Annotated in this window: 13 protein-coding genes; 4 read left to right on the top strand and 9 right to left on the bottom strand. The window is 69.1% G+C overall.

Features of this window, described 5'->3' with window-relative positions; translation table 11 throughout:
• Nucleotides 1-10: 10 nt before the first annotated feature.
• Nucleotides 11-670 carry a histidine phosphatase family protein gene (locus ACIOMQ_RS29405; protein ID WP_362203454.1) on the bottom strand — a complete coding sequence of 220 codons (660 nt, stop codon included), beginning with the start codon at nucleotides 668-670 and terminating at the stop codon, nucleotides 11-13.
• Between the two features lie 189 nt (nucleotides 671-859).
• Nucleotides 860-2,470, bottom strand: coding sequence for an ABC-F family ATP-binding cassette domain-containing protein (locus ACIOMQ_RS29400; RefSeq protein WP_402191072.1), 1,611 nt, complete (start codon nucleotides 2,468-2,470; stop codon nucleotides 860-862).
• A 168-nt stretch (nucleotides 2,471-2,638) separates the two neighbouring features.
• Here ACIOMQ_RS29400 and ACIOMQ_RS29395 point away from each other — a divergent pair, with 168 nt between their 5' ends.
• Nucleotides 2,639-3,307 carry a TetR/AcrR family transcriptional regulator C-terminal ligand-binding domain-containing protein gene (locus ACIOMQ_RS29395; RefSeq protein ID WP_401263513.1) on the top strand — a complete coding sequence of 223 codons (669 nt, stop codon included), beginning with the start codon at nucleotides 2,639-2,641 and terminating at the stop codon, nucleotides 3,305-3,307.
• Between the two features lie 50 nt (nucleotides 3,308-3,357).
• Here ACIOMQ_RS29395 and ACIOMQ_RS29390 read toward each other — a convergent pair whose 3' ends face one another.
• A complete protein-coding gene (locus ACIOMQ_RS29390; RefSeq protein WP_362203445.1) occupies nucleotides 3,358-3,963 on the bottom strand; it encodes a YdbC family protein in 606 nt (201 codons plus the stop codon).
• Between the two features lie 89 nt (nucleotides 3,964-4,052).
• On the opposite strand from ACIOMQ_RS29390, the gene ACIOMQ_RS29385 reads away from it, so the two are divergent.
• Both ACIOMQ_RS29385 and ACIOMQ_RS29380 read left to right on the top strand, forming a co-directional pair.
• Nucleotides 4,053-5,009 (top strand): DUF1152 domain-containing protein, encoded by a 957-nt coding sequence (locus tag ACIOMQ_RS29385; protein WP_401757745.1) that lies wholly within the window; start codon nucleotides 4,053-4,055, stop codon nucleotides 5,007-5,009.
• A gap of 129 nt (nucleotides 5,010-5,138) precedes the next feature.
• Nucleotides 5,139-5,675, top strand: a complete 537-nt coding sequence (locus ACIOMQ_RS29380) for a TerD family protein (protein ID WP_401263512.1) — start codon at nucleotides 5,139-5,141, stop codon at nucleotides 5,673-5,675.
• Nucleotides 5,676-5,963: 288 nt separating this feature from the next.
• Here ACIOMQ_RS29380 and ACIOMQ_RS29375 read toward each other — a convergent pair whose 3' ends face one another.
• From ACIOMQ_RS29375 to nrdR, 3 genes are all read right to left on the bottom strand, one after another.
• Nucleotides 5,964-6,662 carry a hypothetical protein gene (locus ACIOMQ_RS29375; RefSeq protein ID WP_401263511.1) on the bottom strand — a complete coding sequence of 233 codons (699 nt, stop codon included), beginning with the start codon at nucleotides 6,660-6,662 and terminating at the stop codon, nucleotides 5,964-5,966.
• A 992-nt stretch (nucleotides 6,663-7,654) separates the two neighbouring features.
• The gene (locus ACIOMQ_RS29370) at nucleotides 7,655-10,549 is read right to left on the bottom strand and encodes a vitamin B12-dependent ribonucleotide reductase (RefSeq protein WP_362203437.1); all 2,895 of its coding nucleotides are present in this window, start codon (nucleotides 10,547-10,549) and stop codon (nucleotides 7,655-7,657) included.
• Nucleotides 10,550-10,708: 159 nt separating this feature from the next.
• Entirely contained in the window at nucleotides 10,709-11,221 is a 513-nt protein-coding gene (gene nrdR, locus ACIOMQ_RS29365; protein WP_362203434.1) for a transcriptional regulator NrdR, read from the bottom strand.
• A gap of 555 nt (nucleotides 11,222-11,776) precedes the next feature.
• On the opposite strand from nrdR, the gene lexA reads away from it, so the two are divergent.
• On the top strand, nucleotides 11,777-12,571 hold the full coding sequence (gene lexA / locus ACIOMQ_RS29360; protein ID WP_362203431.1) for a transcriptional repressor LexA: 795 nt from the start codon (nucleotides 11,777-11,779) through the stop codon (nucleotides 12,569-12,571).
• 108 nt (nucleotides 12,572-12,679) lie between these two features.
• Here the strand turns inward: lexA and ACIOMQ_RS29355 are convergent, their stop codons facing one another.
• The 3 genes from ACIOMQ_RS29355 to ACIOMQ_RS29345 form a co-directional block, all read right to left on the bottom strand.
• Entirely contained in the window at nucleotides 12,680-14,650 is a 1,971-nt protein-coding gene (locus ACIOMQ_RS29355; protein WP_362203428.1) for an ATP-dependent DNA helicase, read from the bottom strand.
• 50 nt (nucleotides 14,651-14,700) lie between these two features.
• The gene (locus ACIOMQ_RS29350; RefSeq protein WP_401263510.1) at nucleotides 14,701-16,737 is read right to left on the bottom strand and encodes an IucA/IucC family protein; all 2,037 of its coding nucleotides are present in this window, start codon (nucleotides 16,735-16,737) and stop codon (nucleotides 14,701-14,703) included.
• Between the two features lie 78 nt (nucleotides 16,738-16,815).
• Nucleotides 16,816-17,622, bottom strand: coding sequence for a GNAT family N-acetyltransferase (locus ACIOMQ_RS29345; RefSeq protein WP_401263509.1), 807 nt, complete (start codon nucleotides 17,620-17,622; stop codon nucleotides 16,816-16,818).
• Nucleotides 17,623-17,632: the final 10 nt, after the last annotated feature.

Below are 17,632 nucleotides of genomic sequence, written 5' to 3'. Positions count from 1 at the left end.
CCCTTCCACTCTATCCGGTGATGCCGTACGGCTCGGGGGTGCGCCAGCGTTCGAAGGGCCGGTCCAGGGTGTAGCGCCCGTCCTCTCCGAGTATCAGTGTCCGGGTCTCCCCGTTGCCCGGATTGGACAGCGATTCGAACTCGGCCACCGACCAGTGGAACCAGCGCATGCAGAACAAACGCATGGTCAGTCCGTGCGTGACCAGCAGAACATTCGGTGGATGGTCGGGGGCTTCGAAGCTCCGGTACAGACTCTCCAGGAAGGCTCCGACCCTGTCGTACACATCGGCCCCGGACTCTCCCTGTGCGAAGCGGTAGAAGAAGTGTCCGTAGGCGTCCCGGTACGCCTTCTGCAACCTCACGTCGTCCCGGTCCTGCCAGTTCCCCCAGTCCTGCTCCCGCAGCCGCGGCTCCTCCCTCACCCGCACGCACTCAAGATCCAGCCCGAAGGAGCGGAACGTCTCGTGCGTGCGGCGGTAGGGCGAGACGTAGACGCTGACCCGCTCGCCGTCGAACAGCTCGCGCAGCCGCACGCCCGTCTCCCTGGCCTGCCGCAGCCCTGTCGCGGTGAGTCTCAGTGCGTGGTCGGGCTCACGCTCGTACACCGTGTCATCGGTGTTGCCCTCGGACTCCCCGTGCCGGACGAGGACAATGCGTTGCGGTCGTGCCATGTACCGACCCTAAGGGCTGCCCCGTAATCCCCGGCGGGCGTGCGACGACGGCTACGGCACCTCGCCGCGTTGCCGGAACGCCCGAATGCATCCACTATGAGGGCGCCCCTCCACCTTGCGATGCACCCCATCCGACGCCGCACGCCGATCCACCAGGGACTGCGGGACAGCCCTCAGATCGGCTGCGGCTCATTCGAGCAGCCGTCCGGACTCCATCCGACGGATGTCGCCCGTGAAGCGGCGGCGCAGCGACCGGTCGTGGGAGACCACCACCAGCGCGCCCTGCCACTGGGTCAGCGCTTCTTCCAGCTCCTGCACGAGTCCGAGGGCCAGGTGGTTCGCGGGTTCGTCGAGCAGCAGCAGGTCCGCGGGCCTGGCCAGCAGACGGGCGAGGGCGAGCCGTCTGCGCTGCCCCGCGGACAGGGATCCGACCGGCACCTGGAGGTCCCGGGACCGGAACAGTCCGTACGAGAGCAGCAGTTCCGCCTGCTCGTCGTCGGTGAGCGGCAGCCCTCGGCCGAATGTCGCGAGCACACGCTCCGCGGGTCGGTGCGTCGGTATCTCCTGGGCGAGGTAGCCGATTCCGCCCCGCCGGACCACCCGGCCCACGTCCGGTTCGACGACCCCCGCCATGACGCGGAGCAGAGTGGACTTCCCCGCTCCGTTGCCGCCGTGGATCAGCAGCCTCTCGCCCGCCGCCACGGAGAGCCGGTCGACCGCGAGCCGTTCGCCGACCCGTATGCCCGTCAGGGACACCAGCTCTCCTCCGGCCGCACCGGCAGTGGGCCGAGCGGTGAAGCGCAGCGGGTCCGGAGGCCTGGGGACGGGCTCCTGCCTCAGCCGCTCCAGGCGCTTGCGGGCCATGCGGATCCGTCCGGAGACCGAGGCCTGGACCCGGCCCGCGGCCCGGTCGTACGCCATCTTGTTGTTGTCCTTGATGGCGCGGCCGGCCGCGACGCCGTGAGCGGTGGTCGCTGCGTACTCCTCCAGTTCCGCCGTCTCCTCGCACCATTGCGCATAGGACTGCTCCCAGCGTTGCCGTGCGGCGGTCTGCTCGGTCCGGAATCCCTCGTACCCACCGCCGTAGCGCACGACCGTCCGGCGGTCGGAGTCGACCTCCAGCACCGCTGTGGTCACGCGCTCCAGGAAGATCCGGTCGTGAGAGACGGCGATCACCGTGCCCGGATGGGACAGCAAGGTGCCCTCCAGCCAGTCGAGGGCGGCTCCGTCCAGGTGATTGGTGGGCTCGTCGAGCAGCATCACCTCGGGGGACGCCGCGATCAGACAGGCGATGCCGAGCCGCGCCTGCTCGCCGCCGGAGAGGCTGCCGAGCTGCCTGGCCGGTCCGATGCGTGCCAGGCCGAGGCCGTGCATCGCCTTGTCGACGCGCGCGTCCGCCTCGTACCCCCCGCGCAGTTCGAACGCCGTGAGCAGGTCTCCGTAGGCGGCGAGCGACGCAGCGCCGGCCGTACCGAGCTCCGCTTCGGCCGCACGCAATCTCCGCTCCATGGTGCGCAGTTCCGCGAGGGCGTCGTCGATGGCGTCCTGGACCGTGCTGTCCGGCGGCAGTCCGGGGGTCTGGGCCAGCAGCCCCGTGCCGCCGTCGGCCGCCGTGAACGCCTCACCGGAATCCGGCTGTTCGAGGCCGGCGAGCAGGCGGAGCAGAGTCGTCTTCCCCGCGCCGTTCTCCCCCACGATGCCGATCCGCTCACCTGGGCGCACGGTCAGTGAGACGTCGTCGAGCAGCAGCCTTTCGCCGCGGGTCACGGTCACGTCGTGCAGTGCGATCTGCGTGTGCAAGGGCACCTCCGGACTCGGTCGGCGAACAAGCGGCGGAAACGACAGCGACCGGCGGGAAACCCCGGGACGAGACAGCCCCGACCCGCCCGGCGACCACATAAACGCAATCGATGTCGCATTAAGGCGAGTGTGGCACACTGGAGCCCACTAACGCAACAGGAGTAGCAATTGACCGGACGAAAAGCCGCCCCGGAGACCACCGTCCCGGCAGCTCCGCTCCCCCCTGGTACCCGCCGCCCCGGAGGCCGTACCGCCCGCACCCGCGCGGCGGTCCGGGATGCCGTCCTCACCGGCCTCGTCGAGCACGGCTACCCGGGCCTCTCCGTCGAATACGTCGCGGAACACTCCGGCATCCACAAAACGACGCTCTACCGCCGCTGGGGAAACCTCGAAGGGCTGGTCGTCGACGCCCTGGACCTGGCCGGCGAGGACAGCTGGACACCGCCCGACACCGGAACCCTGGCAGGAGACCTGCGCGCCCTGGCGCACACGACGGCCGACGCCTTCGCCGACCCCGCCACGGCGGCCGCGCCGACCGCGTTCATCGCCGCGGCTTTCCAGGCCCCGCGCGCCGCCGAGGCGCTGAGCGCCTTCTACACGGAGCGGTTCGCCCGTTGCGAGGCGATCGTCGCCCGCGCCGTCGCGCGCGACGAGATCGACCGGTACACAGACGCGGGGGCACTGGTCAGGGCAGTGACCTCACCCTTGTTCTTCAGGCTGTTCATCACCCGTGAGCCCATCGACGGCACGGTGGCCGACCAGGCCGCGGACGCGGCGCTGGCAGCGGCCCGAGCGGGCGTCTTCCGCACCCCGCCCACCCCGGCCGGACCCGCCTGATCAGCGGCTCGGCCGAACCGCCCCACCCGCCCCGGAGGCCACCCGGCCGGTCACACGGTCCACGACGGCTCGAGCTGCACGACGTCTCCCGTCACCGCCGCCACATCGTCCTCCGTCTGCGCCCGTTGCGTCAGCCGTTCGATGCTGCCCGCCCGGTACTTGCCGCGTTCGGCGCTCGACTGCCACATGGACAGCACGAGGAACTCGTGCCCCGGCGCCTCCCCGAACACCCCCCGCAGCATGCCCGGCGATCCGGCCATCGCCGGGTTCCACACCCTCTCCTGCATCAACGCGAAATGCTCGACCCGGTCCTCGTGCACCTTGCTGTGCGCCACCCTGACGACATCCGCGTCGGTGAAGCGCGGCTCGAAGCCGGTCTTCACATCGAACCGGTACTCGAACAGCTTGACCTGCATGCTGCTGTACGTACCGGACTGCGCGGTGGCCAGCCGGTCGTGGGCACGCGCCATGAACGAGTCGTAGAAGACGCGGTTCTCCCAGAAGGCGAAGACATGCGCCACTTCCGGACGCCCTCGGCTCCACCCGCCGCCCTGCCCCCTGAACCCCGGCTCACCCAGCAGCCCCGCCCACTCTCGCTGTCCCCGTTCAAAACCTCGACGGTCCACTACGGTGCAACGAATCCACTTGACCAGCACCGAGCCATCGTACGGTGCCGAACGTGGCACGGGTCACCCTCTGATGGAGTACACCCGATCCGATCGTAATGAACCGCAGAATGACCACCATGTCCTCGCTGCACACCAACCCCCTGTTCTCCCGGCTCGAATCCGCGGAACGCGTCCTCATCGCCGGAGCCGGCGGCGGCTTCGACATCTATGCGGGACTCCCCATCGCGCTCTCCCTGCTCCACCGGGGCAAGGACGTCCAACTCGCCAATCTGTCGTTCAGCGCCCTCGAAGGCCTGCCCCTCGACGCCTGGCTCGCGCCGGACGTCGCCGCCATCACCCCCGAAACGGCTCTCCACCAGGCCTACTTCCCGGAACGCACCCTCGCCCAGTGGCTCGCCCTGCACGGTTACCCGAGCACCGTGCACGCCTTCTCCCGCGTGGGCGTGCAACCGCTGCGGGCCGCCTACCGGGCGTTGATCGAGACGTACGACATCGACGCGGTCGTCCTGGTCGACGGCGGTACGGACATCCTGATGCGTGGCGACGAATCCGGGCTCGGCACACCGGAGGAGGACCTGACCAGCGTCGCGGCGCTCGCCGCCATCGACGTACCGGAACGCCTGGTCGTGTCCATCGGCTTCGGCATCGACGCGTATCACGGGGTGAGTCACGGCCTCGTGCTGGAGAACATCGCCGCTCTCGAACGAGACGGTTCCTGCCTCGGCGCGTTCTCCGTGTCCCGTACGACACGCGAAGGCGCCCTCTTCGTCGACGCGGTGGCACACGCGCAGCACCACACCCCCGACCGTCCCAGCATCGTCAACGGGTCGATTGCCGCAGCCGTTCAAGGAGCCTTCGGGGACGTGCAGTTCACCTCGCGCACCCGCGGCGGCGAACTGTTCATCAACCCACTGATGACGCTCTGTTTCGCCTTCGAACTGGACGGAGTGGCCCGCAACTGCCTCTATCTCGACCGCATCGAACACACCCACCTCATCCGTCAGGTCAGCAGCGCCATCGAGGCATTCCGGGAAGAGGTCCGGCAACGACCGCCACGCCGCATTCCGCACTGAACCGGCGGACCGGCAGTGGCCCGATTCCGTCGCCGATGGCCGAGCCGGTTGGATCCACGGCCGGTTGCAGACATGATCGGGTGGTATGAACAGCCCGACGGTCAGCGGCGAACCAAGGAGGGAAGTCCGATGAGCACGCCCAACAAGGACATCGAGAAGGTCGAAGTCAGGCTCAAATGGGATCCCAGTTCTCCGGGCGCCCCGGCCCATGACCTCGACATCATCGCGGGGACCTACTTCGCGGACGCGCCGTACGGCAGTCCTGCGTATCTCGTGCACTTCGACAGCCGCTCTCCGGACGGCACCATCACGCTCAACCGCGACAGCAGGACCGGCCAGGGCTTCGGGTTCGACGAAGTGATGACGCTGGAACTGGACCGGTTGTCGACCACGTACACCCGGGTCGTCGTCGGCGTCGCCATTCAGCAGCGCGACGGCCGCAAGACGTTCGCCGACATACCGAACACCGGCGTACAGGTCCGGGAGGGCTACACGAATCTGGCGGAGGACGACTTCTCCTCGGTCGGCGCCGCCACCGCCGCGACCGTCGGCGAGTTCGTCCGCGGTGCCTCCGGTGTCTGGGAGTTCCACGGTGCGGTCCGGGGCTTCGACGGCGACCCCGATTCGTTCGCCGGAATGATGGGAAGCCGCCCGCCGGGAGCGTGACGCGCCGCGGGACGCGCCCCGCGCTGCGGTCGGCCGAGCGCTCCCGTCAGCCGCGCCCGCGGCTCGCACGAAGGGGACCGGCCGAGGGCCGGTCCCCTTCGTGCGATCAGCTGATCAGCGGGCTACGTCGGCACGCGCGCCGCGTCGGACGGCGTGTCCCCCGCGACGGCGCGCGGTGGCGGTACTGGCGGAGATCACTTATTCCTGGCGTGGCGTATTCCTCGCCTCGACCGCGCTTCATGCGCGTCGTCGGGGGCCTGGCCAGGGGTAGCCGAGCCAATTGGCAAACTACTTCGAACCGCCGCAAATCTCGGCGACCTCGCGGGGGTCTTCGGCCGTGAGACGCGCCTCAAGGCGCTCTGCTTGGTCACCCGGGTCGTCTCCGGAGATCGGAAGGGTCAATCTGAACTGAAGCCAGGGACGGCCTTCCCTGATCGCGGAACGGCCGGGATGGAACAGGAAGACGTTGATCTGGTCAGGTTCCCAGTGCCAAGCCGAGACGGCTCCCAGTTCGCATTCCCAGGTCGTCAGCCGGCCGGCACGTTCCCGGAGCCTTTCCTCCAGAAGCCTGGCGACTGTTCGGGCCGGCCACTCCCAGCCGTGGTCCGTCGAGGCCCGGTGGACCTCCGCTTCGTACTGATCGACGTCGAACCGAAACTCTGGGAGATCGACGTCGTCCTCGTCCGGGTTGCGCCAGCCGCTCCAGATCACGTGTTGCCCCTCGCGCCTGATGGTCACGTAGACAGCGCCGCAGCATCCTTCCGTGCACTCGGCCACGGCAAGCCGAACCTCACGGGGGGTATCTGTCGCGTGAAGCGGCGCATCCGGCCCCAGGAGATCCCGAGGGTCATCTGCCGGGCCCTCATCGAACACTTCGGCCAGGACGTCTCGTCCGTTGATGACCGGTCGGCATTCCACGGAGCCGTGTCGGCTTCCCAGCGGTGGCACGACGATGCGGAGGGACAGCAGATGCGGTTCTGTGGTCATTGGCTGATGGTCTCGAAATCAGTGGCGGTTGTCCCGCGTGTTTCTGCTTGAAAGGAGACGGGCGCCTCCGTCCTGGACATCCTTGACCGGATGCCTCCGCATGCCGTGGGTTCGGGCGGCGAGGCAGTCGGCCCAGGAGGTCTTGGCCAACCCTGACCAGCGGACGGCGGTGTTGGGGTGGAGGCCGAGGATGCCGGCAGGGACCGGTGCGGGCAGGTTACCGGCGAGCGCGACCAGGGCCGCGTTCCGGGCAGGCCGGGTGTCGGTGCCGTGGGGCAGGAGTTTCGAGCTGAGGCCGGTCTGCGAGGTGCAGACCGGGCCGATCGGCCGGCGGGTGTGGACTCGGCGGTTCCGTCCGCAGCGGCAGCACTCCCGGGTCAGCCCTGGGCGGCAGGTCCGGCAGGTCCACGCGCCGTCCGCCCCGCGGTGGCAGGGTCGGACTCTTCCGCAGGTGGAGCAGGTTTAGGTGGGCCCGTCGGAGCAGTCCTCGCGGATGTCTGGCCGTGATCCGGTGGCCCGGCGGGCGATGCCTCGTACTTGTCCGCAGCGGCCGCATTCCCGGACCGGCTTCTGCTGCCGGCGGTGGCAGGGATGCGCAGAGCGGCCCGCCAGGGCCGTTCGGCTTGGCCGGGCCGACGGTGCCGCAGCTCACGCAGGTGCGGGGGGCCGGTCCAACAGGACGCGCAGAGCGGCGAGTTGTCCGGGCGGCGGGTCACGGGCACGCGGAGTTGGCCGCATGCGGCGCACTCTTCGGCAACGTCAGGGTCGACGCGGTAGCAGGAGTAGCAGATGAGGCCCTCGGCTCGGCGAGCGGCCCGACCAGGTCGGTGGTCTGGAATGCATTCCACGCAACATCGTTGAATCGGTTACGCCACCCAGGTCGCAGGCACGACGAAGGGGACCAGCCTCCGGCCGGTCCCCTTCGTGAGCTGCTGGTCAGCTACCTGCGTGAACCGCGTCGGATGTCGCATCCGACGCAATTCCGCCCGGTATCAGCTGCAACCGCTGGTCGAGCCGCAGCCCTCGCAGATGTAGCAGGACCCGGCGCGCTGCATCTTCGTCCCGCAGGAGAAGCAGAGCGGCGCGTCCGCGCTGATGCCCAGCTGCATCTCGACGAGCTCCGCCGAGGTGTGCGCCGTCCTCGGCTCCGGCTTCTCGGCCTCCCGCACCGGAGCCACCGCCTTCAGCGGCTCCGTCCGCACCGGGGCGGACTGGGCCAGCCCCTCGACGTCCAGCTCGTCGTCCTCCAGGGAGGGCTCGTACGAACCGGTGTCGAGGTGGCGCTGACGCTCCTCGGCCGAGTGGATGCCGAGTGCCGAGCGGGTCTCGAAGGGCAGGAAGTCCAGCGCGAGGCGGCGGAAGATGTAGTCGACGATCGACTGCGCCATCCGCACGTCCGGGTCGTCCGTCATGCCGGCCGGCTCGAAGCGCATGTTGGTGAACTTCGAGACGTACGTCTCCAGCGGGACTCCGTACTGCAGACCGACCGAAACGGCGATGGAGAAGGCGTCCATCATGCCCGCGAGGGTGGAGCCCTGCTTGGACATCTTCAGGAAGACCTCGCCGAGACCGTCGTCCGGGTAGGAATTGGCGGTCATGTAGCCCTCGGCGCCGCCCACCGTGAACGAGGTGGTGATGCCGGGACGGCCCTTGGGGAGGCGCTTGCGGACCGGACGGTACTCGACGACCTTCTCGACCGCGGTACGGATGGTCTCCTCGGCCTTGGCGGTGACCGCCGCCTTCTCCTTCTCCTTGGTCTTCGCGGAGAGGGGCTGGCCGACCTTGCAGTTGTCGCGGTAGATCGCGAGCGCCTTGACGCCCATCTTCCACGCCTCGAAGTAGACCTCTTCGACGTCCTCGACGGTGGCCGTCTCCGGCAGGTTCACCGTCTTGGAGAGCGCGCCGGAGATCCACGGCTGGATGGCGGCCATCATGCGCACGTGGCCCATCGCGGAGATGGAGCGCTCTCCCATCGCGCAGTCGAAGACCTCGTAGTGCTCGGTCTTCAGACCGGGGGCGTCGATCACATTGCCGTGCTCGGCGATGTGGGCGACGATCGCCTCGATCTGCTCCTCCTGGTAGCCCAGGCGGCGCAGGGCCTGCGGGACGGTGCCGTTGACGATCTGCATCGAGCCGCCGCCGACCAGCTTCTTGAACTTGACCAGGGCGAGGTCGGGCTCAAGGCCGGTGGTGTCGCAGGACATCGCGAGACCGATGGTGCCCGTGGGCGCGATGACCGAGGCCTGCGCGTTGCGGAAACCGTTCTTCGCGCCGAGGCGGAGCACGTCCTGCCAGGCCTCCGTCGCGGCGGCCCAGATCGGGTTGTCCAGGTCGTCCATGTGGACAGCGGCGGCGTTGGCGTCGGCGTGCTGCTTCATGACGCGCTGGTGCGGCTCGGCGTTGCGGGCGTAGCCGTCGTACGGGCCGACGACCGCGGCGAGCTCGGCGGAGCGCCGGTACGAGGTACCGGTCATCAGCGAGGTGATGGCACCGGCGAGGGCGCGGCCGCCGTCGCTGTCGTACGCGTGGCCGGTCGCCATCAGCAGGGCGCCGAGGTTGGCGTAACCGATGCCCAGCTGGCGGAAGGCGCGGGTGTTCTCGCCGATCTTCTGGGTCGGGAAGTCGGCGAAGCAGATGGAGATGTCCATCGCGGTGATGACCAGCTCGACGACCTTGGCGAAGCGCTCGGACTCGAAGGACTGGTTGCCCTTGCCGTCGTCCTTGAGGAACTTCATCAGGTTCAGCGAGGCCAGGTTGCACGACGTGTTGTCGAGGTGCATGTACTCGCTGCAGGGGTTCGAGCCGTTGATCCGGCCGGACTCCGGGCAGGTGTGCCACTGGTTGATCGTGTCGTCGTACTGGATGCCCGGGTCGGCGCAGGCCCAGGCCGCCTCGGCCATCTTGCGGAAGAGGGACTTCGCCTCGACCTCTTCGATGACGTCACCGGTCATGCGGGCCCGCAGCCCGAACTTGCCGCCGGACTCGACGGCCTTCATGAACTCGTCGTTCACGCGGACCGAGTTGTTGGCGTTCTGGTACTGGACGGACGTGATGTCGTCGCCGCCCAGGTCCATGTCGAAGCCCGCGTCGCGCAGGGCGCGGATCTTCTCCTCTTCCTTCACCTTGGTCTCGATGAAGTTCTCGATGTCGGGGTGGTCGACGTCGAGGATGACCATCTTGGCCGCGCGCCGGGTGGCGCCACCGGACTTGATCGTGCCGGCGGAGGCGTCGGCGCCACGCATGAAGGAGACCGGTCCGGAGGCGTTGCCACCGGAGGACAGCAGCTCCTTGGAGGAGCGGATGCGGGAGAGGTTCAGGCCGGCGCCGGAGCCGCCCTTGAAGATCATGCCCTCTTCCTTGTACCAGTCGAGGATCGACTCCATGGAGTCGTCGACGGCCAGGATGAAGCAGGCGGAGACCTGCTGCGGCTGGGGCGTGCCGACGTTGAACCAGACCGGCGAGTTGAAGCTGAAGATCTGGTGCAGGAGGGCGTACGCCAGCTCGTGCTCGAAGATCTCGGCGTCCGCGGGAGAGGCGAAGTAGCCGTTGTCCTCGCCGGCCTTGCGGTACGTCTTCACGATCCGGTCGATGAGCTGTCGCAGACCGGTCTCGCGCTGCGGGGTGCCGACGGCCCCGCGGAAGTACTTGCTGGTGACGATGTTGACCGCGTTCACCGACCAGAACTCGGGGAACTCGACGCCACGCTGTTCGAAGTTGATCGAACCGTCGCGCCAGTTGGTCATGACGACGTCACGGCGCTCCCACGTCACCTCGTCGTACGGATGCACGCCAGGGGTGGTGTGGATGCGCTCGATACGCAGACCCTTGCTCGACTTCGGTCCCTTGGCTCGGGAACCTCGTGCCGGGCCGCTCGCCGTCTCTGTCATGCCGCCTCCCATATGTGGGCAAAAACGCCCTGAAGTGCCCAGAACTTCCCGGGGCACAGTCTGTCTCTGATACTTCGGATGCCGCGCACAGCACCCGGAGCAGGTCTATACAGCCGCCTGCCACCGATCCACGGACCTGTACCGATCGGCCGGTGTCGCTCAGTCGGCGGCGACGGCGGGAACGGGGACCTCAAGGGTCTCGCCGGTCCCGCGCTCCTCCACGGGAGGCCGCTTCTCACGGAGCTCCGCGATGGCGGCCTCGAAGTCCTCAAGTGTGTCGAACGCCCGGTACACGGACGCGAATCGCAGGTACGCGACGAGGTCGAGTTCCTGCAGGGGGCCGAGGATGGCCAGGCCCACGTCATGGGTGGTCAGCTCGGCACTGCCGGTGGCACGCACCGCCTCCTCGACCCGCTGGCCGAGCTTGGCGAGGGCGTCCTCGGTGACCGGCCGCCCCTGGCATGCCTTGCGCACGCCGGAGATGACCTTGGTACGGCTGAAGGGTTCGGTCACACCGCTGCGCTTGACCACCATCAGCGAGCAGGTCTCCACCGTCGTGAAACGGCGGGAGCAGTCGGGGCACTGGCGGCGACGGCGGATCGACGTGCCGTCATCGGTGGTGCGACTGTCGACGACCCGGCTGTCGGGGTGCCTGCAGAAGGGGCAGTGCATGGCTCCCAACCCTCCTTCACAGCACGACTGAATAGCCTCTCCAGGGCCCGGCAGGGCCCCTCGAAGCAGTCTCAAGCATAGGCGATGGCCGCACCCCCGGCGGACCAGGGACCACAACTTCTGGGCGGCTGGAGCAATCCAACCACTAGATCTTGGGTTTGGTCGCGCATTCGGCCCTAGCGCGTGTCGCGCGTCGCGGGCGGCCCGCAGGCGGCGTACGGCCGAGCACGAGGTTACGGGAACCGCGCCGCCGCCGGGACTGCGGGGCCCGCCTGTCGGACCCCGACAACCCTGCCCCCGGGTTCCGGACGCCGGCCGCGAAGCGACCCCACGTGGCGGCGCCGCGCCCGCGGACGCTAGCGTAATGAACCGAATTGCCGGTGGGACCGGCCGGTCGCTCCCGAGCGGAACCCGGCTGTCTCGGCGTCGTGCATACACCCAGCAGTGAACACACGACAGACTTTTATTTGTTTTTCACTCGAACGTGTGTTTGGCGCAACCTTTCGAAAGCTACTACCGTTGTCCAGCTAGGGAGACCATTCGAGAGGGGCCGACGTGACCACCACCGCAGACAGTGCCACCATCACTGCCCAGGACCGCTCCCAGAGCCGACTCGAGCCGGTGCATGCCATGAATGACTCAGTCACGAACACGGAGGGACCCGAGCCCATGCGCCCAGCGCGCTCGCTGCCCGGCCGACCTCCAGGAATCCGGGCGGACAGCTCGGGGCTCACCGACCGGCAGCGGCGAGTGATCGAGGTGATCCGGGATTCCGTGCAACGGCGCGGCTACCCGCCCTCGATGCGGGAGATCGGTCAGGCGGTGGGTCTGTCCAGCACGTCCTCCGTCGCCCACCAGCTGATGGCCCTGGAGCGCAAGGGCTTCCTCCGCCGCGACCCCCACCGCCCACGGGCGTACGAGGTCCGTGGCTCGGACCAGCCCAGCTCGCAGCCCACCGACACGACCGGGAAGCCCGCGGCGTCGTATGTGCCGCTCGTCGGCCGGATCGCAGCCGGTGGGCCGATTCTCGCCGAGGAATCGGTCGAGGACGTCTTCCCGCTCCCCCGCCAGTTGGTCGGTGACGGAGAGCTGTTCGTCCTCAAGGTCGTCGGTGATTCGATGATCGAGGCGGCGATCTGCGACGGCGACTGGGTCACCGTACGCCGCCAGCCCGTCGCGGAGAACGGCGACATCGTGGCAGCCATGCTGGACGGCGAGGCCACGGTCAAGCGCTTCAAGCGGGAGGACGGCCATGTGTGGCTGCTTCCCCACAACTCCGCGTACCAGCCGATCCCGGGCGACGAGGCGACGATTCTCGGCAAGGTGGTGGCGGTATTGCGGCGGGTGTGAAGACTCGCCGGCTTCAACCGGACCCCGGGATCCACTGCGCCGATCCCGGGGTCCTTCTGTGTCACGTCCGCCGCAGGCCCCCGCAGACAGCGGGCCCGGTCGGACGGACTACTGGCCGTTGGCCTTGGCCGCCGCGTCGATGGCCGCGAGTGAGCGGCGCGCCTGGTTGCGATCGGTCGTGTACCAGAAATCTGGCAGCGAGGCACGCAGATAGCTGCCGTACCGTGCGTTGGCCAGCCGCGGGTCGAGCACTGCGACGACACCCTTGTCACCGGTGGCCCGTACCAGTCGGCCGGCGCCCTGAGCCATCAGCAGCGCGGCATGCGTCGCCGCGACGGCCATGAACCCATTGCCGCCGGCCTCCTCGACGGCCTTCTGGCGTGCACTCATCAGCGGGTCGTCGGGACGCGGGAACGGGATCCGGTCCATGACCACCAGCTGACAGCTGGCCCCGGGCACATCGACGCCCTGCCAGAGCGACAGCGTGCCGAAGAGACAGGTCTCGGGATCGGCCGCGAAGTTCTTGATCAGCTCTCCGAGCGTCTCCTCGCCCTGCAACAGGATCGGCTTGTCGAGCCGGCCGCGAAGTTCCTCGGCGGCGGCCTGCGCCGCCCGCATGGACGAGAACAGCCCGAGGGTGCGCCCGCCCGCCGCTTCCACCAGTTCGGCGAGCTCGTCCAGCATGTCGGTGCGGGAACCCTCGCGACCGGGCGTGGCCAGATGCCTGGCGACATACAGGATGCCCTGCTTCGGGTAGTCGAACGGCGACCCTACGTCGAGCCCCTTCCACTGCGGGATGTCGTCGCCCACCGTGCCTTCGGGAGCGAGTCCGAGCGACGCCCCCACTCCGTTGAAATCCCCGCCGAGCTTGAGCGTGGCCGAGGTGAGGACGACGGACCTTTCGGCGAAGAGCTTCTCGCGCAGCAGTCCGGAGACGGAGAGCGGCGCGACCCGCACGGAGGCGCCGAACCGGTCGTGCCGCTCGTACCAGACGACGTCGTACTCGGAACCCTGGGTGATGCGCTCGGCGACGCCGTGAATCGTCTCCACGGCTGCCAGGGCCTGCTTGCGGACGGCGTCCTCGTCCTGGACGGACTTGTCGCGGGTGGCGCCCAGGGCCGAGATCACCGTACGCGCGGCGTCCCGGAGTGCCAGCAGCGCGTAGCCGAGGTCCTCGGGGACTTCCTCCAGGCGTCCGGGCAGCGCCAGCTCCATCACCCGCTCGAAGCCCTCCGACGCGGTCATCAGGGCGTCGGCGGCCTTCTCGTTGACCAGCTTGGCCGCTCGCCGCACCGCGCGGTTGACCTGGCCGGGGGTCAGCTCGCCGGTCGCCACTCCAGTGACCCGGGAGACCAGCTCATGCGCCTCGTCGACGATCAAAACCTCATGCTGCGGGAGCACCGGAGCGCCCTCGATGGCGTCGATGGCAAGGAGGGCGTGATTGGTGACGACGACATCGGCGAGCTTGGCACGCTCACGGGCAAGCTCCGCGAAGCACTCCGCCCCGTACGCACACTTGCTGGCACCCAGGCATTCGCGGGAGGAGACCGAGATCTGCGCCCAGGCACGGTCGGAGACGCCCGGGGTGAGGTCGTCGCGATCGCCGCTCTCGGTCTCGTCCGACCAGTCCCGCAGCCGGAGCAGATCCTGGCCGAGCTTGCTCGACGGGGCCGCGGCCTCGAACTGGTCGAAGAGCCCCTCCTCCTCGTCCTGCGGCACTCCTTCGTGGAGCCGGTGCAGGCAGAGGTAGTTCGAGCGGCCCTTGAGCATGGCGAACTGGGGGCGCCTGCGGAGCAGCGGATGCAAGGCGTCGACCGTACGCGGGAGGTCGCGCTCCACGAGCTGGCGCTGCAGCGCCAGGGTCGCCGTGGCCACCACGACGCGCTCCCCGTGCGCCAGCGCGGGCACCAGGTAGCCGAGGGACTTGCCGGTGCCGGTGCCGGCCTGGGCGAGCAGATGGGAGTTGTCGTCGACAGCCTCGGCAACGGCCGCGGCCATGGCGGCCTGGCCGGGCCGTTCCGTACCGCCGACGGCGGTCACGGCGGCGTGCAGGAGCTCGGGGAGGGATGGCTTCGTCATAGCCCGACCACCCTACGGGGCACCACTGACAACGGCGATCACTCCCGGACTCAGGCGGAGGGGTGGAGCGGGTTCGGAACGGTCCCGTGGATGGCTGCGTGCGGGCGCCGGGGACGGTCCCGGTATCCGTCCACGTGCAGACGGTTGCGGTTCAGGCAGAGGCGCTCGATGCGGGGCGTCAGCATGTCGAACGTCTCGAACCTCTCCTTGAGCTCGGGAAAGCGGGCGTGATGCCGCTGGATCTCGGCCCGCACAAGTGACCAGAAATCGGCCTCCGGCAGTCCCAGCTGTTCCTCGCAGAGCGGGGAGAGGAATCGGAAGACACCGATGAACAGTCCGGCGTGAATGAACTGGGTGAGAAAGGAGGGCTCCTCGGCCAGCAGGATGCGGCGTACGTCCTGTGGCATCGACTCGTGCTCCGGCAGCGGCAGGGCACTGATGTTCACGTCGTCCACGAAGTCCTTGATCGCCAGGCGCACCGGGACGTCCTGTTCGTCGAAGACGACGATGGCGTTCTCGCCGTGCGGGGAGAACACGGTGCCGTAGCGGTAGAGGAAGTGGAGCAGTGGCGGAAGCAGCGCGGAGAAGAGCCGGGTCAGCCAGGCGGTGGGGGTCAGCCCCGAGCGGGCGACGAGCTCGGCCGTGAAGGCGCGGCCCCGCGGGTCGGTGTGGAGCAGCGAGGCGAGGGTCCGGGCCCGTTCGCCCGGAGCGAGCCGGGGCTGGAGGGGTTCCCGCCAGATCACGCCGAGGATCTCCTTGAACTGGTACGGCGCCTCCGGGAGGTGGTCGTAGAGCGGATGCTCGACGGTCACGGAGGCGACCTCGCCGAGCAGAATGACCCCACAGGTGTCGCGCAGAAAGGCGTCCCGGTCGCACAGGCCCTGGACCCAGGTGGTGACTGCGGGAGCCGCGAGGGTGCGTTCGGTCGGCAGTCCTCGCCAGACCAGCGTGTTGAGGATCGACAGGGGCAGTTTGACCGTATGCCGGTCGGGGCGGGTCACATTGCTGAAGGTGCGGATGGACTGCTGCGGCAGCCGGAGGTCCGCGTCGGTGTGGAGCGGAACGATGTCGCCTGCGGCGATGGCCGGGGCGAAGACCGGAACGATCCATTCGTCCCACTGCCAGGGGTGCACGGGAAGACAGAGGTAGTCGTCGGGATCGAGACCGCGGGCGCGGAGCACGGCGGCGAAGGAGTCGCGGACCGACGGGTCGAGTTCCTGTGCGTACAACTGGTCGGGGGCGGCCAGACCGGGCACCCCGCGGTAGGCGGCGATCCGGGTGGAGACGGCGATCCACGGCAGTCCGAGCGGCCTGCGGGCCTCGGGGGTGTAACGGGAGGCGTCGGTGGCGGAGAAGCCGAGGCGCCCTTTGTTGGCGACGAGCCAGGGGTGGCCCGTCTGGTGCCCTTCCAGCTCGGCGTAGTCGAGGTCGGCCAGCCGGGCGGCGGGGAGCGCGGTGTGGTCGAGCCGGGCGTCGGCGGCGAGGGTGGTGGTGATCTCGCGGATGAGGTGGCCGAGGGTGGCGCCGTCGATCCCGAGGAGGCGGCGGGCGCGGGTGAGGAACTGCAGCGGGTCGCGGAAGGGGACGGTGCCGGTACCGCGGTCCTGGAGCGGGTCGGCGAGCGCGCCTTGATCACTGTCACGCACCGCTGCCGCGGGCGCGTCCCCGTCGCCGTGGGGCACCGGTTCCGTGCGCGCCTCCCCGTCGCTCCCGCCTGTCGCTCCGGCCGGTGCTTCCCGGGTGGCTGCGGACGTCTCCAGGATCGAATCGGGGACGATGTGCCACCCTCCGTACACGCCCCGCCGGGCGCTGAAGCTCAGCATTCCGCCGTCGTCGAGCGCGAGGGTGTACGTAGCGCCCCCGTCGGGCTGTCCGACCGGCTCGGCGCCTTCCCGGTCGACGGCTTTTCGCCCGAAGACTTCCGGCTCGACGGCTTCCGGCTCGATGACTTCCTCGTAGGCGAATTGACCGAGCATCTTCGCGAGCAGTCGGGCGGCGGCTCCGTCCCAGGCCGTCCGGTTCAGTTCTGGCGTGCTGAGCAGCGCGGCAGACGGCACTGAATCATGGCTCGCAGGATATTTCGGCACGGGGACTCCTCGGGGTGGAACCGATCGGGTTCGAGCGGTTTACGCAGTGCAGCAGTTCGTTCAGTTCGTTCAGTTCGTTCACAGCTGGGCACGGTGGCTTCGGTCGCGGACCATCAGGGCAGCTCGTTTGTCCGGGAGCTCGACTTCGGCAAAAAAGCGGAAGCCGGCGCTCAGGAAGGCGGAGACGGAGGGGGTGTTGCGCAGGTCGGGCTCTGCGACAACCCGCGCGCACAGGGGGCGGTTGTCGAGTACGAGGTCGGAGACGGCTCTGAGCAGCGTCGTACCGACGCCGCGTCCACGGTTGCCCACCCCGCCGATGAGAAGGTGGATTCCGGTGTCGTGCGGGCGAGCGGGGTAGTGGCGCGCGAGCGGATCGAGATCCGCACGGTAGATCTCCCAGTAGCTCATGGGGATGCCGGCCAGCACGCCCAGGCACGGGACGCTGCGTCCGTCACCGTCGAGTTGAGGACTCAGGTGGGCGGCTGTGGCCGCTTCCGGTCCGGCGAGTTCCCAGAACGCCGCGACCGCCGGGTCGTTCATCCAGCGGCTGATCACGGGGAGGTCGCGTTCCAGCCGGACGGGGACGAGTTGGAACACTCCGGCCGGGGTGGCCACCGGTCCCCAGTCGGCCGGGTGGTCGAGCAGATCGGAGGAGGCCGGCCTGCTCACGGCCGCCCGCGTGTGCCCTGCCGGGCCCACGCCATCCGGTGTGGATGACGCGGGCCCGCCGAGCGGTAGTGGCCGTGCCCCGGTGACCGGGGCGTCCTCCTCGAACACGGCGAGAAGTTCTTCGGAGAGCGGCAGGTCCAGGGTGTCCTCGGCGCCCGTGTCGGTCTGTGGGGCAGGTCCGGGACCGGCGTCGGTGTGGGCATCGGCGGGAGCCACGGTGTCGCTC

Origin of the sequence: Streptomyces sp. NPDC087845 (genome assembly GCF_044742755.1) — a bacterium.
Lineage (GTDB): Bacteria > Actinomycetota > Actinomycetes > Streptomycetales > Streptomycetaceae > Streptomyces.
Note: the sequence above shows the minus strand (reverse complement) of the source record. Positions and strands in the feature narration are given on the sequence as shown.